This is a genomic window from Hadarchaeum sp. (SeqCode) (assembly GCF_049969415.1).
Lineage (GTDB): Archaea > Hadarchaeota > Hadarchaeia > Hadarchaeales > Hadarchaeaceae > Hadarchaeum.
The window spans coordinates 1-3,155 of the sequence record NZ_JBMFOX010000068.1; the positions used below are offsets into that span (position 1 = coordinate 1).

The window sequence follows — 3,155 nt, forward strand, 5'->3', positions numbered from 1 at the left end:
ATTCTTTTTAATTCATTAAGAAACAATATATGGTCAAAGTGACAATGGGTAATAACAACTAGATCTATTGGCTGTTTAACAAAAACCCCTGCGTCAATAAGTATTTTTTTCTTATCATCGATGTAATAAGTAAAACTTCCTATTTCTGACTTAAACAAAAATACATTTTCGGTCACTTTAGTTGGTATTGTTTCAAGAAGATTTTTAACTTCTAGTTTTTTTATAAATTCTTCTGCATCTTTTGTTATTTTTGATTTTTTGATTCCTAGCATAAACATTTTCGTCGGCAACATCAAATTTAATTTACGTTAAACATATTTCCAATTTCTTCTTTTAGCTTTTCAAAAGAAAAAAATATCAAGAAAAGTAAGAATTTTTATCTGCCTTAAAATAGAAAGCTTTAAATAGAAAAAAGTTTTTAAATTATAAAAACTAATAATAAATTTGCCGGTGTCGGTATGGCATTCTAAATTGAGCATCGGCCTTTTTGTTTAGCTATGAGTTTGCCCTTCTAACTGATGAAAGATGAAGAAATGGGCACCTAACGAGCTCTCTTCAAATGCAAATCCTTATTTTTAACGATAAGGGTTTAAGAGTTGAGGTTAATGATTTGGCTGACAGCGTCTGAAAAAAGATGAAGAACGAACTGTCTTTATGAAACCAAAAAATGAAACTACCATAGGATAAGCTGGTCAAAGAGGTCTGGCAACACCAACCCACTTGGTGGATGGCTTGGCTTGGTTAGCCGAAGAAGACCGTGCCAAGCTGCGATAAGCCTGGGTTATCCGCATGGAGGAGTTGACCCCAGGATTGTTGAATGGGATTCCTAGCCCGTTAAGGGCTATTCCGGAAGGAAGGGGAACGCGCCGAAGTGAAGCATCTTAGTAGGCGCAGGAAAAGAAATCAACTGAGATTCGGTGAGTAAGGGCGACTGAAAGCCGAACAGGGCAAACCGAACTTTCTTTCGAGGAGAAAGAAAGGATGTGGAGTTAAAGGACTTGGGTCTTTCCTAGCTTGCCGACCTGAAGTGAGCTGGAAAGCTCTACCATAGAGGGTGATAGTCCCGTAAGGGAAGGCAAGAAGGGAAATGCCAAGTCTCCTGAGTACCATTCCTTGGATATGGAGTGGGAATTTGGGTGGCATTAACATCCAACCCTAAATACTAACCAAGTCCGATAGCAAACTAGTATCGTGAGAGAAAGCTGAAAAGCACCGCGAAAGCGGGGTGAAAGAAGACCAGACAAGATAACTTGAAACACACCTTTAGAAACTCAAGTATTTTAGGTAGCCGGATTTGTTGATGCAGAAGAAAGTATTGAATGTAATTATTTACCAATTTGTCGATTAAAGGAAATGCCATCTGTTTCGAAATCGTCTGGTCTTCCACCAAAAGAGCCTGAAACCAAGTTGGGTATAGTCAGCTAGGGCATGGAAGGTGCTACTCCAAAGGAAATTCTCGCAAGAGAAGAGTACGAGGAGTAGCTTACAGTGTCCTAGCATCCGTTCTGAAAAACGGGGCAGGGAGTTTGCTCAAGTAGTGAGGTTAAGAGGTCTGAACCTCGTAACCGAAGCGAAAGCGAGAGCCCGTAGCTTCGAAAGAAGTGTGGGGCGAGGTGTGAAAGCGCCTTAAATTACTTGAGCAAGACCCGAAGCCAGTCGATCTAACCCTGGGCAGGATGAAGTTCCTCGAAAGAGGAATGGAGGTCCGAACCGGTGCTGAGACCCAATCGCTCGGTTGACCTAGGGTTAGGGGTGAAAAGCCAAACGAGACTGGTGATAGCTGGTTCCTCCCGAAATGTACGTCAGTACAGCCTGACCAGAGGTAAGCAGTAGGGTAAAGAGACTGATTGGATGGTCAAGGTGCGAAAGCATCAGCCATCCTGTCAAACTCTGAATCTACTGCTGCCTGAGAAGGTCGGAGTGAGGGTGTTGGGTTAAGCTCGACACCCAAAAGGGGAACAACCCAACCTGGGGTTAAGACCCCTAAATGCTAGCTTAAAGGAGAAGGGAGTCCAAACCCCTAGACAGCAGGGCTGTAGGCTTAGAAGCAGCCATCAGTTAAAAAGTGCGTAACAGCTTACCTGCCGAGGGTTTGGGCCCTGAAAATGGAAGGGACTAAGCTAGCTGTCGATACCCCAGACCGCGAAAGCGGGGGTAGGGAGGCGTTCTGTACGGGTAGAAGCTTGTTCGTGAGAACAAGTGGACCGTACAGAATTGAAGATCCTGCCGTGAGTAGCAGCATAGCTGGGTTAAAATCCCAGCCACCTGAACCCTCAGGGTTTGCCAGCAATGTTCGTCAGCTGGCAGTTAGTCGATCCTAAGGGTGCTCTTAACCGAAGCACTCGACGGGAAATCGGTTAATATTCCGATACCATGGAGGTACGCGCGGCAACGCAAGCCAGCTTTCTGACGTTTCGGGATAGGCCGACGTAAGTTAACTGCTGAAGCCTGTGGAGTCTCGTAATGAGGAGAAACAGGTGAAGGCAGGAATAGCTCCGTGTACGCGGAGTTCGGCTGATTCCTGGAACCCGTGAAAAAGGAAGCTGGAAGAATCCTCCATGATCGTACCGAGAACCGACACAGGTAGGGTCGCTGAGAAGGCGAAGGTGTGTTGGGAGAACCCAATCCAGGGAAATCGGCAAATTAGCTGCGTATCTTCGGTAGAAGCAGTGCCTGTTCTCTCGAAAGGGAGAGCAGGTCGCAGTGACAAGGAGGAAGCGACTGTTTAACAAACAGAAGGAGAAAAATTCTATTTTACGCTCTCCTCCTGGTTAAAAAACACAGGAGACTGCTAGTCCGAAAGGATTTGTACAGTCTCTGAGGTCTGCCCAGTGCCGGTGTGTGAAACCCTGGTCCAACAGGGAGAAGCCCCGGCAAACGGCGGCGGTAACTCTGACCGTCGTAAAGTAGCGTAAATATGAGTGGCCTAAACTATTACAGAATAACAGGAATATGTTTGGTTATTTTATCAACAAATTGGAACCTTACATCCTGAGAAAGTTTTTAAATTCCAATTATTGTGGGGCCACTCATAGCGCATTCCCTTGCCGTTTAATTGACGGCCTGTTCAACGGCTTAACGACTTCCTCGCTGTCCTGGGTTGGGACCCAGCGAAAATGCTGTTCTGGTGAATAGGCCAGAGACCTCCAGTGGGA

At 45.2% G+C, this 3,155-nt stretch carries 1 protein-coding gene and 1 rRNA gene; one reads left to right on the top strand and one right to left on the bottom strand.

Going from position 1 to position 3,155, the window contains the following annotated elements; translation table 11 throughout:
- The coding region (locus ACP5PX_RS07615) for an MBL fold metallo-hydrolase (RefSeq protein WP_428085369.1) at window positions 1-290 on the bottom strand (290 nt) is incomplete at its 3' end.
- 409 nt (window positions 291-699) lie between these two features.
- On the opposite strand from ACP5PX_RS07615, the gene ACP5PX_RS07620 reads away from it, so the two are divergent.
- Window positions 700-3,155 (top strand): 23S ribosomal RNA (locus tag ACP5PX_RS07620); the annotation flags it as partial.